Here is a 14,681-nt window from a genome sequence, read left to right as displayed (position 1 = left end):
TCGCTTTGGTTTTAAATGGTTTGTCTCTAAAACCAATTTACAACGAGAGATAGGCACCCGTCAAAGGAAAAATTGGTTTAAAATTGAACCAATCGACACCGTAAAGCAGACCTGATGAAAGATTCGAATGGCGCCCTTGCGCTCCGTACAGCACTGCTGGCGAACATGCGCTCCGGCCACTGGCGTGCCGGCGAAAAGCTCCCGACCGAACGCGCCCTGAGCGAGACCTACCAGATCGGCCGCGCCGCGGTGCGCCAGATCCTGGCCGAAGCCAAGGAACGCGGCCTGATCACCCAGACGGTCGGCAGCGGCACCTATGTATCGAAGGAAGCCGGCGCGCTGCTCGCAGCCACTCCCACCGAGGCGCCCGGCATGCACACCAGCCCGGCCGAGCTGATGGAAGCGCGCATGGTCATCGAACCCATGATCGCCCAGCTGGTCGTGCGCAACGGCACCAGCGCCGATTTCCTGCGCATGGAAGAGTGCTGCACCCGCGCCGAACAGGCCGACTCGATGGAGCAGTTCGAGGTCTGGGACGGAGCACTGCACCAGGCGATTGCCGACGCTACCCACAACACCTTCATTCAGGAGGTCTTCCACCTCATGAACAAGGTGCGCGAGCAGGGGGATTGGGGATCGCTGAAAATGAAGAGCCTGACGCCGCAGCGGCGCGAGGTGTATGAGCAGGAGCACCGGGCGCTGGTGAATGCGCTGAAGGACCGCGATGAGGAGCGCGGGCGGTTATTGATGATGGAGCATTTGGTGAGGATTCGGCAGAATTTGCTGGGGTATTAAAAAGGGATGGTCGGGGTCCTGAACGCCATATTGCTAACAAAACTATGGCTGGTCGTGAGGCTGAGATTACTCGTACACTGGGCTGCAACCGACTTCTACTTTCGGCCAGAAGCGGCCATACGTCCAGAGAATCTAGAGTACCCATCAGGAGAGCATAGTGAATATTCCGCCTATCGGAGATGTGGAACCCCACGCTGATGTTAGCGAATGGCTCATATCACCACCCCATCCGATCAAACCTCTCCTAGGGCACGTGGTTCAATTTGTCTTCGAGGATTACCGCCCTTCAAGCCGAATCTTGCAAGGCCGGTGCTGACTATTTCAGCGGAGGCGACAGAAAAATCGGCAATGGAAAAGCTGAGTGGCACAACCCGGCACAAAGTGGAGTTGACTGGTCGCCTTGAATTCGGCCACGACGCGGCTGGAGGTAGGACCGATTTTGTAAATGGTAACGAGTATTATCCGATCCGCTATGGCTGGCAGATTTCGGAACAGGCGAATGAGCAGATTTCGAAGTGGGAAGAGAGCAACGAGTACGTCCTCATCCGGGGCAGCCTGGTCACGCTGCCAGACGGGACAAGGCGCTTTGACGACCAGGCTACCATTGAAATTTTTGCGCAGTAGACAATTCCGCCTCAACCTGCCCTGGACGCGCGCTCGGCCACGACTGAGGAGAGCAGCAGGTTTGTAGTAATCTTGGTAGCGTCTGCAACCGGCCAAGAGTAGACATCGGTACTTCGAAATTTTTTTGAGACAGACGCTATGTTGATCCTCGCAGGAATCGTGGTTTCTCTACTGTTCTCAACCTTGGCCGCCGCGCAACCGACCTCAGCCTCCAATCCACTTCTGATATCCGTATTGCCTTCTCATTTCGATGAGGAATTGGCGGGGTGTAGTTGTTCGTTCGAGCAAACTACGCGATCGCAAGGCCATATTGCTTCGGTGATCGCCTGGGCGCTGCCGGAAGAGGTCGCTTACATAAAGATTAATGGGATCACCGAGCGTATTCCACTGTCGGCAAAACGTGATAAACGGCTCAAGGGTGCGAACGGGGTCGGCGATACGGCCGTATGGATTTTTGAAAGACAGGGAATCATCGCGACGGTCTCGTGTAAGCAGCTGACGAGAGATTGCATGGCAGAGTCCGAATGTGAGGGAGCTGCCTATGCGGGTACGTTAGTGGTATCGACGCCCTCAGCAAGCAAACGTATCCCTATTGAGGGCTCATGTGGATGTTGAGTAGTTCCGGGCTTTGTTGGGTTGTCCGTAGTCCGTCCGCTTTGGGTTGCGAATTCAACCGGTGAGCGCAACACTCTTTATGAAGGGCGTCTGTGACGCGGTAGTGTTCTCGAAGAAGCTTTTCAAACGGTATCCGCGCAATCTGAGTGAAGCTTGCCAAGCCTCTCGACTTTGCAAAAGTAACCGATGGATGCAGAACCTGTTCGCCGCCTGCATGTGCAGCGCTGGCGCCCCCCCACCGCAGGTGAAATCGCCATGGCCTCGCTACTGTTTCGCGATGCCATCGACTACGCCCGCGTGCGCGTGTTCAACCGGCGCTACCGGCCGTTCCAGGCGCAGAATTGCGCGATGGCGCCAAACGGCAGCATCGATTTTTCACCAGTCTTGCTTCCTCGACGATTACGCCGAGGCCAATTTCACCGGCCAGCACTAATTCATGCACGAGATGGTCAACTTGTGACAGTCTGTACACCGACAATCTACGTGCTTGCGACCGAAACGAACCAGGGCTGCGTCTAACAGCACTTCTTGCTTGTCCTGTGAGTAACATCGCCATACACTGAGGCATTCTGACCGTCGGGTATCGGCCAGAAGCGGACGCTGGCGTCGAACAGTTTGTAGGAGGTGTCGTGTTATTTGAAGTGGAGAAAAAGGCCCCCAAGCAAGACCCAACTACGGCTCAGGTAAGCGCTGCGATCACAAAGTTGCGCTCCTATGGCCCGTCATCTTTTGCGTCGCTCACCGATGAGCACGGGAATTACCTGCAGGTTGCCGGCGGAGGGCTAACCTGTCTGCTTGAAAGGCGAGCTGTGGCAAGTGCGCAGCACTTCCGGGCATATCTGGAAACGCCACGCGGCATACATCCGGACGGTACCATCCTTGCCTTCAGTGGTGGCCAAGTAGAGCTCCGAGCCGACGAGTGGATATCTGCCCCGCTTGTCATTGAAGCTTTTATCGCATTCTTGCAAGGTCACGAGCTTCCTCAGACAATCCGGTGGCGAGATATCACCTCATTATTCGGCAGTTGAAGGTCCGCTTCGGGTCGCAAGCGGACGCTACCGAATTAGCAGAAGCGGCCATGATCGGACATTCAACCATCTATGTGAGGTGTTCAATGAAATTAAAAGCAACGTCTGTTTTGACTGCGGCAATGCTGGCGGGCGGTGGAAGCGCGTATGCAGATCAGCCAAAGCCCGCTGTTGTGGCTGTTCGCTACCTGGTAACTGAACAGTTTCCTGAACGTCTGGAAAAGGCCGTGATCGATCCGCTGGAACGCATTCTTGTTACGCTTCCTCGGGTATCTGAGGTTACTTCCACAGCAGAACATGGTTCCGTTAATCTCGAGATCCAGTTTGAGGGAGGTGCATCGGAACAGGATCTTGAGACAGTAACCAGGCGGGTTGAGGAGTTGGCACTCGGTAGCGAGATTGTGGTCACGTCCCGTATTGTAAGCCTTGCATCGCCACGCTTATAGCGACTGCATGGGCTCAGGGGCGAGCGTCTGCTTCCGGCTGCGCATTCAACCAACTGCTGACGCCGGGAGGTGAAGACGCGTCGTGTCCAAATATCAGGCCTGACCTCGGGCCTCTGACTCCGGGCTTTCCGGGCCTCGTACGGCACACTGCAGCCATGCCTGTGTCAGCATTACTGTTATCCTCGCCATTCATACCCTTGGGAGTATCAATGACGAATCCGCACCCTCAGTTCGACCGCCTCATCGACGCAGCACGCCGCGTCGGACCCGTGCGCGTCGCCGTAGCGCATCCCTGCGACAGGTCGTCGATCGAAGCTGCGCTGGACGCTTTCAAAATCGGACTCATCGTTCCCGTCCTGATCGGGCCGCGCGCCCGCATCCTGCGCGCCGCGGACGAGGCCAAGCTCGACATCGGTATGCTCGAGTTGATCGATACGCCGCACAGTCACGCCTCGGCCGCGCGTGGCGTCGAACTGATCAGGGCAGGGCAGGCAGAGGCGCTCATGAAAGGCAGCCTGCATACGGATGAGCTCATGGGCGCCGTGGTCGACAGCGCTACCGGCCTGCGCACCGCGCGGCGCCTGAGCCATTGCTTCGTGATGGAGGTGCCGGGGCGCGAAGAACCGCTGATCATCACGGATGCGGCGGTAAACATCATTCCCACCCTTGCCGACAAGGTCGACATCGTGCAAAACGCCATCGACCTGGCCCATGTGCTGGGGTTCCCAGAAGTGCGCGTCGCCATCCTGGCAGCGGTCGAGACGGTGAATCCCAAGATGCCGGCCACGCTCGACGCTGCGGCGCTGTGCAAGATGGCCGATCGCGGGCAGATCACGGGCGCCCTGCTGGACGGGCCACTGGCGATGGACAATGCGATCGACCCTGAAGCGGCTGCCATCAAAAACCTGGTGTCGCCTGTCGCCGGCCGTGCCAACGTGCTGGTCACCCCTGACCTCGAGGCCGGCAATATGCTGGCGAAAAGCCTGAGTTTCATGGCCGGGGCGGGCGCCGCCGGCATCGTGCTCGGTGCCCGCGTGCCGATCATCCTGGCAAGCCGCTCGGACTCGGTGGCCACCCGGCTCGCTTCGTGCGCGGTCGCGGTACTGGTCGCACATCGAAAGCTGGCGGGCGAACGTCTGCTGGGCGCCTGACGCGATGGCCGCCGACCACATCCTCGTACTGAACACGGGTTCTTCCAGCATCAAGTTCTCCCTGTTCGGGAGCGGCGCGACCGAATTGCTGCTCAAGGGACGCATCGAGAACCTGTTCAGCGGGCCGACACGTTTCCTGGTCCAGGACGCAGCGCAGCGCCCCGTTCACGAACAGTCCTGGCCGGAAGCGCTCGATCACGCTGCGGGCATGACGGCCTTGCTGGCCTTCCTCGATGCCAGGAGCAGCGGAGAGGGTCTGCGCGCGGTCGGGCATCGCATCGTGCATGGCGGCTCCGTGTACAGCGGACCGGTCGAGCTGAACGAGTCGGTCCTTGCCGAGCTGGAGGAGCTGATTCCCCTGGCGCCTTTGCACCTGCCGCACAACCTGGCGGCGGTCCGGGCGGCGATGCAGATGGCGCCAGGGGTGTTGCAGGTTGCCTGCTTCGATACCGCCTTCCACCGCTCGCAACCCGCGCTCGCGCAAGCCTTTGCGCTGCCGCCCGACATCACCGACCGTGGTATTCGCCGTTATGGCTTCCACGGCCTGTCGTATGAATACATAGCCAGCCGCTTGCCGGAGGCAGACACGGCGCTGGCCGGCGCCAAAGTCGTGGCGGCGCACCTCGGCAATGGCGCCAGCATGTGCGCGATGGATTCAGGGCGCAGCGTCGCCAGCTCGATGGGATTCACTGCCGTTGACGGCTTGCCGATGGGGACGCGTTGCGGGGCGGTCGATCCGGGCGTGGTGCTCTATCTGATCGACCAGCTCGGGATGGATGTGGCGGCGGTCCAGGACCTGCTTTACCTCCGCTCTGGTTTGCTGGGGGTGTCCGGCATCTCGGCCGACATGCGGGAGCTTGAGGCAAGCGACTCGCCGCGCGCCAGGCTGGCGATCGACCTGATGGTGTACCGGATCGGACGCGAGCTCGGTTCGATGGCGGCGGCGCTCGGTGGCCTTGACGCACTGGTGTTCTCCGGCGGCATAGGCGAAAACAGCGTCGCGCTGCGTGCGGCCGTGTGCCGCGACGCGCGCTGGCTGGGCGTGGAACTCGACCAGGCGGCAAATGCGGATCCGGGCAGGGGCGTTGCGCGCATCAGCGCGCCAAGGAGCGCGGTATCAGTGTGGGTGGTACCCGCGAACGAAGAGCTGATGATCGCCCGGCACACCCTGGATGTCCTGGAGGGGCGGTGACACATAGCGGATATCGGTCGGCTGCATACAGCACGCCGAATCGCCGCTAGCCGCCTTCCTTGCCCGATTCCGGCATCAGCCAAATCGCCGCCAAGACCACGTGCACCACCGCCCCCAGCGGCGGATACACGAGCGCCAGCCCCACCGCCAACGCATACAACCCAATCGACACCCGATTCTTGCGGCTCCCCCAGCTGACCGCATGACCTGTCCCCGCTTCCGCGTTCAGCCGCCACGACAGCAGCAGGAAGGACACGGAGCACAGCAGCAGCACGACGCCATACAGCGCGACCGGCACCGGCGCCATCGGATGCTCGCCGGCCCAGGCGGTGACGTACGGGATCAGCGACATCCAGAACAGCAGGTGCAGGTTGGCCCACAGGACGGCGTGGTCGACCTTCGCCACGCGCGCCAGGAGCGCATGGTGGTTGACCCAGTAGATCCCCACGTAGACGAAACTGAGCGCGTAGCGCAGCCAGCCGGGCAGGACATCGGCGAGGCCGGTGGCGTCGGTCGAATGCGGGGGCTTCAGTTCCAGCACCATGATCGTGATGATGATCGCGATGACGCCGTCGCTGAAGGCTTCCAGGCGGTTCTTGTTCATGCTGGTTCCGGCTCGGGCAGCCACATGTGCCAGAACAGGATCGCGCAGGGCAGGGCCAGCGCGGCGAAGCCGAAGGCGCGGTAGGCAAACGCGGCGGCGGCGCAGCCCAGGGCGAAGGCCAGCACCGGCCAGAAGAACTTGGCGCAGCGCGCACGGGTGGCTGCATCGGCGGTGCCGCGCAGGCGGTCGACGGTGTCGATCACGAGCTGGGTGACGTTCCCGGTCATCATCGAGGTCGGCGCCAGGTTGGCCAGCAGCAGCTTGCTCGCTGCGCTGTGGGCGCCCATCGCGCCGGCGCCCAGCAGGCCGGAGGCGAAGGCCAGCGATCCGGTCTGGCCGCCAAGCGGCTCGGCCAGCATGCCGCAGGCCATAAAGCCCAGCAGCAGGACCAGCTGCAGCAGGTAGACCGGCCGGATGGCCGGCGTGCCGCGTCCCTCGCAGCCGGCCACCACCAGCCTGGCCGCGGCCACGCCGAAGATGAAGGCGGGGAAGGCCAGCAGTTTCAGCAGCGACGGTGTCTGCGCCGGATCGGCCAGGGCCGCCGCGATCAGGACGAAGTTGCCGGTGACATGGGCCGTGAACAAGCCGAACAGGGCAATGAAGCCGAGGGTGTCAACATAGCCCGCAAGGAAGCCCAGGCTGGCGCCTTGCAGGCGCTGGAATTGTGGGGTCTTCATGGTCAGAACGCGAAGCAGCTGCAGCCGAAAGCACCCCAGAAACCGCCGAAGTCGCGTACCGGAACAGTCGATTTGCGGGCCCGGTCGTGGCTGTGCGCGTGCACGCCGCACGGGCCGCTGCACTGGTGCGGCAGGGCGATGTGCTGTTGCGGAGCGGCCGCGCGGTAGTGGCCGGGCACCTTCTGCACCGGCGACCATTCGGGCAGCACCGGAATCGGCGGCGGCCCCAGGCTCGTGTACTCGGCGGCGCCGTAGACGACCTGGCCGCCGACGACCGTCAGCACCGATTCGATCGACTTGATCGCCTCCTCGTCGACGCTGAAGAAATCCATTGATAACACCGCCAGGTCGGCCAGCATGCCTTGCGCGATCCGGCCCTTGCGTCCCTGCTCGTTCGAGAACCAGGCGCTGCCCGAGGTCCACAGCTCCAGCGCGACCTCACGCGCCAGCAAACCGTTCTCGCCATACAGCGGCAGGCCGCCGACCGTGCGGCCCGACACCAGCCAGTACAGCGCCGTCCACGGGTTGTAGCTGGCCACGCGGGTGGCGTCGGTGCCGGCGCCGACCGGCACGCCGCTGGCCAGCATGTGCTTCACCGGCGGCGTGGCGCTCGCCGCTTGCGCGCCGTAGCGCTCGACGAAATACTCGCCCTGGAAGGCCATGCGGTGCTGGATCGCGATGCCGCCGCCAAGCGCCTTCACGCGTTCGATATTGCGCTCGCTGATGGTCTCGCAATGGTCGAACATCCAGTGCAGGCCATTGAATGGGATCTCGCGATTGACCTTCTCGAAGACGTCGAGCATGCGCGTAATCGACTCGTCATAGGTGGCATGCAAGCGGAAAGGCCAGCGGTTTTCCACCAGGTGGCGCACCACTTTTTCGAGTTCGTCTTCCATGCCGGCCGCCAGTTCGGGGCGCGGCTCGAGGAAGTCTTCGAAATCGGCGGCCGAAAACACCAGCATTTCGCCGGCACCGTTGTGGCGATAGTAATCGCTGCCTTCGCCGGGTTTCACCATGCCGGTCCAGCGCTGGAAGTCTTCCAGCTCGCGGCCCTTGTTCTGGGTGAACAGGTTGTAGGCGATGCGGATGGTGAGCTGATTGTTGCGGTCGAGCTCTTCGACGACGGCGTAGTCGTCCGGGAAGTTCTGGAAGCCGCCGCCGGCGTCGATTGCGCTGGTCAGGCCCAGGCGGTTCAGCTCGCGCATGAACTGGCGCGTGGAGTTCACTTGCAAGTCGCGCGACAGGGACGGGCCCTTGGCCAGGGTCGCGTACAGGATCATCGCGTTGGGACGGGCGATCAGCATGCCGGTCGGATTGCCGGCAGCGTCGCGCTGGATCTCCCCGCCCGGCGGGTTCGGCGTGTCCTTCGTGTAGCCGACGGCGCGCAGGGCGGCGCGGTTGAGCAGGGCGCGGTCGTACAGGTGCAGGATGAACACCGGCGTATCGGGCGCGGCAGCGTTGATTTCTTCGAGCGTCGGCATGCGCCGCTCTGCAAACTGGAATTCGCTCCAGCCGCCCACCACGCGCACCCATTGCGGGTGCGGGGTGCGCTCGGCCTGGTCCTTGAGCATGCGCAGCGCGTCGGCGAGCGAGGGCACGCCTTCCCAGCGCAGCTCGAGGTTGTAGTTCAGTCCACCCCGGATCAGGTGCATGTGCGAGTCGTTCAGGCCGGGGATCACGGTGCGGCCGTTCAGGTCGATGACCTGGCTGCCCGCTTCGCGTAAGCGCATCACGTGCTCGACGTCGCCGACGGCGAGGAAGCGGCCATCCTTCATCGCCACCGCAGTGGCCTGCGGCTGTTCGCGGTCGAGCGTGGCGAACTTGCCGTTGATGAGGATGAGGGCCGGCGCGCTGTTCGGGGTGGACTGGGTTTGCATGATGTTCGCTCCTCGTGGTGTTCAGCGAACGGGTGCAGGGACTGGCGCCAGCACTTCGTTGCTGCCCTGGTTGCGGGCGGGGGCCTTGTGCACCATCGTGTAGGCGTAGTCGACGCCCATGCCGTAGGCGCCGGAGTGCTCGGTGACGATCTTCATCACGGCGTCATAGGTGTCGCGGTTCTTCCAGTCGCGCTGCCATTCCAGCAGTACCTGCTGCCAGGTGACCGGGACCACGCCGGCCTGCACCATGCGCTGCATCGCGAAATCGTGCGCATCCTTCGAGGTGCCGCCCGAGGCGTCGGCCACCATGTAGATCTCGTACTCGCCTTCGAGCATGGCGCACAGGGCGAAGGTGGTGTTGCACACTTCGGTCCAGAGGCCGGCGACGATGATCTTCTTGCGGCCGTTGGCGGCCAGCGCGTCGCGCACTTTCTGGTCGTCCCAGGAGTTCATGGAGGTGCGTTCGAGGATCGGGTGGTCGGGGAAGACGTCCAGGATTTCGGGATAGGTTTTACCCGAGAAGGAGTCGGTCTCGACGGTGGTGATCACGGTCGGGATGCCGAAGGCTTTCGCGGCCTTGGCCAGGCCGACCACGTTGTTCTTGAGGGTCTGGCGGTCGATCGATTGCACGCCGAAGGCCATTTGCGGCTGATGGTCGATGATGATCAGCTGCGAGTTATGCGGGGTCAGGACTTCGAGTTTAGGGTTGTTCATGGTGTGCTCCTTCAGGTAGTTGGCCGCGCATCCCGCGGCGGGTGAAATATCGGTTCAGCCGTGACCGCGGTCATTGGCGGCATCGTCTTTGGCATCGTGGGGAACGCCGGTGATCTTCGGCTGGCATTCGCCGGCAAACCAGGCCCTGGTCAGTGGCGCGCCATCGATCATGCGTTTTGCCACCGGCACGATCTGTTCTCCGACCAGCATGCCCAGCAAACCGATTAGGGCAATGGCCGGCGGCGCCGGCGAACGCACGTTGATCAGGCCGTAGAGCAGGCCGGCCAGGATGCCGGCGCCAAGTGAAATCAGGTACATTCTTCGCTCCCCATTTAGCTGAAGCATCGAAGGCGTCGAAGTAGTCAGGCGTGCGCTTGCTGCCCGGTGCTGCGTCGTCGTTGATGCGATGGAGTCATTATGTCCGGCTCCAAACGATATGGAAAACGGAATATTTGCGGATGTTCAATCGAAATTTTCGATGATTGGGGAGGGGAGGTGTGGCAGCGTTCATTCTGCCGCTGGCGATGCACAGACGTGTAGGCTGGGCGGCTATACCCAACGGCCAGTTTATCAACGGCGCAAGCGCCGCCCACGCGTTCAACCAGCATGCGAGTCGTCGCGGGGTTTCAATATGTGGTTGAACGCGTGGGCGGCGTTTAAGCAGCGGGCAGCATACGTCCAGGTACAGCCGCCCACCCTACGGGTCTTAGCCCTGCCGCTGTTCCGGCAAATGAATCGACCGCGCCAGCAGCAGCCCCGCCAGCCAGCCGCCGACCAGGCCGCCGATGTGGGCCGCATTGTCGGTGTGCGGATACACGAAGCCCATCCACAGGCTGAAGAGCAAAAACGGCACGAGCGAGGAGCGCAGTTCGGAGACGACCGTGGGCGGCACCCCGCTGTTGGGGCGCGAGAGGAAGGCCAGCAGGCCGCCGATGATGCCGAAGATCGCGCCCGAGGCGCCGACGCTGTTCACGTGCGGATTCCACAGCACGCTGGCGATGCTGCCCGAGACGCCGGCGATCAGGTAGAGGGCGGCGAAGCGCGTGCTGCCGAAGATGCGCTCGGTGAGGCGCCCGACCTGCCACAGCGCCAGCATGTTGAACAGCAGGTGCCAGAAGCTCCCGTGCAGGAACATCGAGCTGACCAGGCGCCACCATTGGCCGCCGCGCGTCAGGCGCCCGACGTTCGAGCCCCATTCGACCAACTGCTGCGCGTGCAGGATCGCCGACGCGTTCGGCTGCAGCGCGAACAACTGGCGCAGCGGCCCCACCAGTTCGGACTTGAAGTGCTTGAGGGCGAGCCACATCAGCACGAAAATGCCGATGTTCGCCGCCAGCAGGCCCCAGATCACGGGCGTGGACGGGCTCCAGTAATCGATCCGGTCGTGGAAGACTTCGTTTTCCTCGTGCTCGCGCACGAAGGCTTCAAGCTGGCGCGTGGGCAGCAGGCTGACGATGCGCGCCGCCGTCTCGCGGTCAGGCGCGGAAAAGCCGATCGTCATGTCGCCCTTCACGCCGAGCACGTCAAACCAGACATCCTGGCCGCTCGCATAGGCGTTGACGATGTCGACGCGGCGCAGCTTGTGCTCTTCGCGCAGGGGCATGCGGAACGAGCGCTGGCTGGCGCCGCGCACGAACACGAAATCGGGCTCGATGGCGAGCTCGCCCTCGCCGCGAAAGCGAAAAGGGTTGGTCGGCCACTTGCTGCCCGCCGTGTAGAAACGGACCCCGAAGACGGTACTGGTGCTGGTCGTGCTGCTGGTACTGCCTGGCATCGGCACGCCCTAGCCGCGCTGGCGCTCGTGGTTCCAGAGCACGTCGCTGCCGCCGGCGAAGCGGTTCAGCACGCGCGCCAGCACGAACATCAGGTCCGACAGGCGGTTCACGTATTGACGCGGCTGCGGGTTGATGGTGTCTTCTTTCGACAGCGCGACGATGGCGCGCTCGGCGCGGCGGCAGACGGTACGGCAGACGTGGGCGGTCGAAGCTGCGCGCGAGCCGGCCGGCAGGATGAATTCCTTGAGTACCGGCAGGTCTTCGTTGTACTTCTCGAGCAGGCCGTCCAGGCGCGCGACGTGCTCGTCCTTGATCATCTGGTAGCCGGGGATGCACAGCTCGCCGCCGAGGTCGAACAGGTCGTGCTGGACCGAGACCAGCTCTTCGCGCAGCTCTAGCGGCATGTCTTCGCACAGCAGCAGGCCGACGAAGGAATTGAGCTCGTCGACTTCGCCCAGGGCGTGGATGCGGGCGCTGTCCTTGCCGGTCCGGCTGCCGTCGCCGAGGCCGGTGCTGCCGTCGTCGCCGGTGCGCGTGGCGATTTTGGAGAGTCGATTACCCATGATGATGTCCTGCCTTGAAAAAAAGATAGCCCGAGGATACGACAAATCGATGTGATTGTGCTTACAATCGGAGGATGAGCGCCCTCCTTGAAGTCCCCATCGAACGCCGCCGGCAAGTGGCGGCTGCCCTGCGTGCACGGTTGCCGGAGGGCGTTGTCCTGTCCGATCCGGAAGACACGCGTCCCTACGAATGCGATGGCCTGGCCGCTTACCGCCAGTTGCCGATGGTCGTCACGCTGCCGCTGAACGAAGAGCAGGTGCTGGCGATCCTCGACGTCTGCCGCGAACTGAAGGTGCCGATCGTGCCGCGCGGCGCCGGTACCGGCCTGTCGGGCGGGGCGCTGCCGATTCATGACGGCGTGGTGCTGTCGACGGCGCGCCTGAACCGGATCGTGCGCGTCGACGACTACGCCCGCACGGCGGTCGTGCAGCCCGGCGTGCGCAATCTCGCCATTTCGGAGGCGGCGGCCCAGTACGGCCTGTATTACGCGCCGGACCCGTCCTCGCAGATCGCCTGCACCATCGGCGGCAACGTGGCCGAGAACTCGGGCGGCGTGCATTGCCTGAAATACGGCCTCACGGTGCACAACGTGCTGCGCGTGCGCGTGGCCACCATCGAGGGCGAGATCATCGAACTGGGCAGCGAAGCGCTCGACGCGCCGGGCCTGGACCTGCTGGCCGTCTTCATCGGCTCGGAAGGCATGCTCGGCATCGTGACCGAGGTGACGGTAAAGCTGGTGCCGAAGCCGGCGGCGGCCCAGGTGATCATGGCCAGTTTCGATGACGTCGTCACCGGCGGCAATGCGGTGGCCAGCGTGATCGCGGCCGGCATCATCCCGGCCGGCCTGGAAATGATGGACCGCACCTCAGCGCGCATGGTCGAGCCCTTCGTGCACGCCGGCTACGACACCGACGCCGCCGCGATTTTGCTGTGCGAGGCCGACGGCACGCCTTTGGAGGTGGCCGAAGAGATCGAGCGCATGACGCAAGTGCTGGAAGCGGCCGGCGCCAGTGCGATCGCGGTCTCGCAAACCGAGGCCGAGCGCATGCGCTTCTGGTCCGGCCGCAAGAACGCCTTCCCGGCGGCGGGGCGCATTTCGCCCGATTATTACTGCATGGACGGCACCATCCCGCGCAAGCACCTGGCCAAGGTGCTGACCGGGATCGAGCAGATGGAAACGACCTACGGCCTGCGCTGCGCCAACGTGTTCCACGCGGGCGACGGCAACCTGCACCCGCTGATCCTGTTCGATGCGAACCAGCCCGGCGAATTCGATCGCGCCGAAGCCTTCGGCGCGGCGATCCTGGCGCTGTGCGTCGAAGTGGGCGGCACCATCACCGGCGAGCATGGCGTCGGCATGGAAAAGATCAATTCGATGTGCGTGCAGTTCGGGCGCCCGGAACTGGACATGTTCTTCGCGGTGAAGCGGGCCTTCGACGTGCCCATGCTGCTCAACCCCGACAAGGCGATCCCGACCCTGCAGCGCTGCGCCGAATTCGGCAAGCTGCACGTGCACCACGGGGCCGTACCCTTCCCGGACCTTCCGCGCTTCTAGAAAGTTTTCATACCATGCAGGCGATTGAACAATTCAGGGAGCAGGTCCGCAAGGCTGCTGCCGATAAAACGGGGCTGCGCATCCGCGGCGGCGGCACCAAGGACTGGTACGGCGGGCCCTTGACGGGCGAAATCCTCGACACGCGCGCGCACGCCGGCGTCGTCGACTACGAGCCGACCGAACTGGTGATCACGGCGCGCTGCGGCACGCCGCTCGCCGAGATCGAGGCCGTGCTCGCCGCGCAGCACCAGATGCTGGCCTTCGAGCCGCCGTATTTCGGAGAGGGCGCAACGCTGGGCGGCGCCATCGCCGCCGGCCTGTCCGGGCCGCGCCGCGCCAGCAGCGGCGGCGTGCGCGACTTTGTGCTGGGCGCGAAGATCATGGACGGGCAGGGCGAAGTACTGAACTTCGGCGGCCAGGTCATGAAGAACGTGGCCGGCTACGATGTGTCGCGCCTGCTGGCCGGCTCGATGGGCACGCTCGGGCTGATGCTGGAATTGTCCGTCAAGGTGCTGCCGCGTCCCGTGCTGGAAGCGACGCTGCGCTTCGAGACCAGCGAGATCGAGGCAATCCGCATGCTCAACGTCTGGGGCGGCCAGCCGCTGCCGGTGTCAAGCAGCTGCTGGCACCAGGGCGTGCTCACCCTGCGCCTGTCCGGCGCCCGCGCCGCGGTCGACGCCGCCGTGCGTTCGCTCGGCGGGCAGGTGGTAACCGATGCTGCCGGCTTCTGGACCGATCTGCGCGAGCAGCGCCACGCGTTTTTCGCGGGCGATGCGCCCCTGTGGCGCCTGTCGGTGCCGTCCACCACCAGCGCCATCGTGATGAATGGCGACCAGCTGATCGAATGGGGCGGGGCACAGCGCTGGCTGCGTGCGCCCGCCGGCGAAGCCGATACCATCCGCAGCAGCGTGCGCGCCGCCGGCGGCCACGCGACCCTGTTCCGCGGCGGCGACAAGACTGGCGGCGTGTTCCAGCCGCTGGCGCCCGCCGTCGCCCGCATCCACGAGCGCCTCAAGACGGCCTTCGACCCTGCGGCCATTTTTAATCCTGGACGGATGTTCTAG

General features: G+C 63.7%; 16 protein-coding genes. 9 read left to right on the top strand and 7 right to left on the bottom strand.

All coding sequences use genetic code 11. The features are described from left to right. The first annotated feature begins 114 nt into the window (after nt 1-114). The 7 genes from NMB41_RS20390 (at nt 115) to NMB41_RS20360 (ending at nt 5,851) form a co-directional block, all read left to right on the top strand. Nucleotides 115-795, top strand: coding sequence for a FadR/GntR family transcriptional regulator (locus NMB41_RS20390; protein WP_494379621.1), 681 nt, complete (start codon nt 115-117; stop codon nt 793-795). 207 nt (nt 796-1,002) lie between these two features. After that, nucleotides 1,003-1,419, top strand: coding sequence for a hypothetical protein (locus NMB41_RS20385; RefSeq protein ID WP_494379620.1), 417 nt, complete (start codon nt 1,003-1,005; stop codon nt 1,417-1,419). 138 nt (nt 1,420-1,557) lie between these two features. After that, complete coding sequence (locus NMB41_RS20380; RefSeq protein ID WP_494379619.1) at nt 1,558-2,034, top strand: hypothetical protein; 477 nt, start codon at nt 1,558-1,560, stop codon at nt 2,032-2,034. Between the two features lie 186 nt (nt 2,035-2,220). Continuing rightward, nucleotides 2,221-2,553: a hypothetical protein gene (locus tag NMB41_RS20375; protein ID WP_494379618.1), complete on the top strand. Its 333-nt coding sequence runs from the start codon at nt 2,221-2,223 to the stop codon at nt 2,551-2,553. A gap of 559 nt (nt 2,554-3,112) precedes the next feature. Beyond that, complete coding sequence (locus tag NMB41_RS20370) at nt 3,113-3,508, top strand: hypothetical protein (protein WP_494379617.1); 396 nt, start codon at nt 3,113-3,115, stop codon at nt 3,506-3,508. A gap of 209 nt (nt 3,509-3,717) precedes the next feature. Further along, nucleotides 3,718-4,659: a phosphate acetyltransferase gene (locus tag NMB41_RS20365; protein ID WP_494379616.1), complete on the top strand. Its 942-nt coding sequence runs from the start codon at nt 3,718-3,720 to the stop codon at nt 4,657-4,659. A gap of 4 nt (nt 4,660-4,663) precedes the next feature. Then, nucleotides 4,664-5,851, top strand: a complete 1,188-nt coding sequence (locus tag NMB41_RS20360) for an acetate/propionate family kinase (protein WP_494379615.1) — start codon at nt 4,664-4,666, stop codon at nt 5,849-5,851. Nucleotides 5,852-5,897: 46 nt separating this feature from the next. Here the strand turns inward: NMB41_RS20360 and NMB41_RS20355 are convergent, their stop codons facing one another. The 7 genes from NMB41_RS20355 to NMB41_RS20325 form a co-directional block, all read right to left on the bottom strand. Beyond that, on the bottom strand, nt 5,898-6,455 hold the full coding sequence (locus NMB41_RS20355; RefSeq protein ID WP_494379614.1) for a TMEM175 family protein: 558 nt from the start codon (nt 6,453-6,455) through the stop codon (nt 5,898-5,900). Beyond that, on the bottom strand, nt 6,452-7,132 hold the full coding sequence (locus tag NMB41_RS20350) for a YoaK family protein (RefSeq protein WP_494379613.1): 681 nt from the start codon (nt 7,130-7,132) through the stop codon (nt 6,452-6,454). The genes NMB41_RS20355 and NMB41_RS20350 overlap by 4 nt, the downstream gene beginning before the upstream one ends. A 2-nt stretch (nt 7,133-7,134) precedes the next feature. After that, entirely contained in the window at nt 7,135-9,009 is a 1,875-nt protein-coding gene (locus NMB41_RS20345; RefSeq protein WP_494379612.1) for an amidohydrolase, read from the bottom strand. A gap of 21 nt (nt 9,010-9,030) precedes the next feature. After that, nucleotides 9,031-9,723 carry a hydrolase gene (locus tag NMB41_RS20340; protein ID WP_494379611.1) on the bottom strand — a complete coding sequence of 231 codons (693 nt, stop codon included), beginning with the start codon at nt 9,721-9,723 and terminating at the stop codon, nt 9,031-9,033. A 54-nt stretch (nt 9,724-9,777) separates the two neighbouring features. Beyond that, entirely contained in the window at nt 9,778-10,041 is a 264-nt protein-coding gene (locus tag NMB41_RS20335) for a XapX domain-containing protein (RefSeq protein ID WP_494379610.1), read from the bottom strand. Between the two features lie 388 nt (nt 10,042-10,429). Then, nucleotides 10,430-11,497 carry a rhomboid family intramembrane serine protease gene (locus tag NMB41_RS20330; RefSeq protein ID WP_494379609.1) on the bottom strand — a complete coding sequence of 356 codons (1,068 nt, stop codon included), beginning with the start codon at nt 11,495-11,497 and terminating at the stop codon, nt 10,430-10,432. A 9-nt stretch (nt 11,498-11,506) separates the two neighbouring features. Next, nucleotides 11,507-12,061, bottom strand: coding sequence for a cob(I)yrinic acid a,c-diamide adenosyltransferase (locus tag NMB41_RS20325; protein ID WP_494379608.1), 555 nt, complete (start codon nt 12,059-12,061; stop codon nt 11,507-11,509). 74 nt (nt 12,062-12,135) lie between these two features. Here NMB41_RS20325 and NMB41_RS20320 point away from each other — a divergent pair, with 74 nt between their 5' ends. Together NMB41_RS20320 and glcE are read left to right on the top strand one after the other, a co-directional pair. After that, nucleotides 12,136-13,617, top strand: a complete 1,482-nt coding sequence (locus NMB41_RS20320) for an FAD-linked oxidase C-terminal domain-containing protein (protein ID WP_494379607.1) — start codon at nt 12,136-12,138, stop codon at nt 13,615-13,617. Between the two features lie 14 nt (nt 13,618-13,631). Then, the gene (gene glcE / locus NMB41_RS20315; RefSeq protein ID WP_494379606.1) at nt 13,632-14,681 is read left to right on the top strand and encodes a glycolate oxidase subunit GlcE; all 1,050 of its coding nucleotides are present in this window, start codon (nt 13,632-13,634) and stop codon (nt 14,679-14,681) included.

Source organism: Massilia sp. FBCC-B171 (assembly GCF_059134155.1).
The sequence above is the reverse complement of the archived record's forward strand: the minus strand, read 5'-3'. Positions and strand labels throughout refer to the sequence as shown.

Coding starts and splice junctions, on each gene's coding strand:
- NMB41_RS20390 (WP_494379621.1), top strand. CDS start 115: ATGAAAGATTCGAATGGCGCCCTTGCGCTCCGTACAGCACTGCTGGCG.
- NMB41_RS20385 (WP_494379620.1), top strand. CDS start 1,003: ATGGCTCATATCACCACCCCATCCGATCAAACCTCTCCTAGGGCACGT.
- NMB41_RS20380 (WP_494379619.1), top strand. CDS start 1,558: ATGTTGATCCTCGCAGGAATCGTGGTTTCTCTACTGTTCTCAACCTTG.
- NMB41_RS20375 (WP_494379618.1), top strand. CDS start 2,221: ATGGATGCAGAACCTGTTCGCCGCCTGCATGTGCAGCGCTGGCGCCCC.
- NMB41_RS20370 (WP_494379617.1), top strand. CDS start 3,113: ATGATCGGACATTCAACCATCTATGTGAGGTGTTCAATGAAATTAAAA.
- NMB41_RS20365 (WP_494379616.1), top strand. CDS start 3,718: ATGACGAATCCGCACCCTCAGTTCGACCGCCTCATCGACGCAGCACGC.
- NMB41_RS20360 (WP_494379615.1), top strand. CDS start 4,664: ATGGCCGCCGACCACATCCTCGTACTGAACACGGGTTCTTCCAGCATC.
- NMB41_RS20355 (WP_494379614.1), bottom strand. CDS start 6,455: ATGAACAAGAACCGCCTGGAAGCCTTCAGCGACGGCGTCATCGCGATC.
- NMB41_RS20350 (WP_494379613.1), bottom strand. CDS start 7,132: ATGAAGACCCCACAATTCCAGCGCCTGCAAGGCGCCAGCCTGGGCTTC.
- NMB41_RS20345 (WP_494379612.1), bottom strand. CDS start 9,009: ATGCAAACCCAGTCCACCCCGAACAGCGCGCCGGCCCTCATCCTCATC.
- NMB41_RS20340 (WP_494379611.1), bottom strand. CDS start 9,723: ATGAACAACCCTAAACTCGAAGTCCTGACCCCGCATAACTCGCAGCTG.
- NMB41_RS20335 (WP_494379610.1), bottom strand. CDS start 10,041: ATGTACCTGATTTCACTTGGCGCCGGCATCCTGGCCGGCCTGCTCTAC.
- NMB41_RS20330 (WP_494379609.1), bottom strand. CDS start 11,497: ATGCCAGGCAGTACCAGCAGCACGACCAGCACCAGTACCGTCTTCGGG.
- NMB41_RS20325 (WP_494379608.1), bottom strand. CDS start 12,061: ATGGGTAATCGACTCTCCAAAATCGCCACGCGCACCGGCGACGACGGC.
- NMB41_RS20320 (WP_494379607.1), top strand. CDS start 12,136: ATGAGCGCCCTCCTTGAAGTCCCCATCGAACGCCGCCGGCAAGTGGCG.
- glcE (WP_494379606.1), top strand. CDS start 13,632: ATGCAGGCGATTGAACAATTCAGGGAGCAGGTCCGCAAGGCTGCTGCC.